The 747-nt window shown below is 62.1% G+C and carries 1 protein-coding gene; it reads left to right on the top strand.

Translation table 11 applies throughout. From position 1 onward, the window contains the following. Positions 1–747, top strand: a 747-nt coding sequence (locus HU767_RS28525) for an OprD family outer membrane porin (protein WP_186731111.1), incomplete at both ends; no start/stop codon positions are given.

Raw genomic sequence — 747 nt, 5'->3', positions numbered from 1 at the left:
ATCCTGCGTTCCGACGACGGTCGTTCCCTGCCGCAAACCTTCCGCGGCGGCCAGGTCACCTCCACCGAAATCAACGGCCTGAGCCTCTACGGCGGTCAGTTCCGTGGCAACAGCCCGCGCAACGACGCGAGCATGGAAGACATGTCGATGAACGGCCGCGGCGCGTTCACCTCCGACCGTTTCAACTTCGGCGGCGGTGAATACGCCTTCAACGAAAAACGCACCCAGGTCGGCGTCTGGTACGCGGAACTGTCCGACATCTACCAACAGCAATATTTCAACCTGACCCACAGCCAGCCCATGGGCGACTGGACCCTGGGCGCCAACCTTGGCTACTTCACCGGCAAGGAAAACGGCAGCGCGTTGGCCGGCGACCTGGACAACAAAACCGCGTTCGCCATGCTCTCGGCCAAATACGGCGGCAACACCTTCTACGTCGGCCTGCAGAAAGTCGGCGGCGATGATGCCTGGATGCGCGTCAACGGCACCAGCGGCGGCACCCTGGCGAACGACAGCTACAACTCCAGCTACGACAACGCCAAGGAAAAATCCTGGCAAGTGCGCCACGACTTCAACTTCGCCGCTGTCGGCGTGCCGGGCCTGACCCTGATGAACCGCTACATCAGCGGCGACAACGTGCACACCGCCACCGTCGACGACGGCAAGGAATGGGGCCGCGAAAGTGAACTGGCCTACACCGTGCAGAGCGGTGTGCTGAAGAGCCTCAACGTGAAATGGCGTAACTCG

This window comes from Pseudomonas sp. SWRI179, from assembly GCF_014268705.1.
GTDB classification, from domain to species: domain Bacteria; phylum Pseudomonadota; class Gammaproteobacteria; order Pseudomonadales; family Pseudomonadaceae; genus Aquipseudomonas; species Aquipseudomonas zanjanensis.
This window is presented reverse-complemented; position numbering and strand designations above follow the sequence as displayed.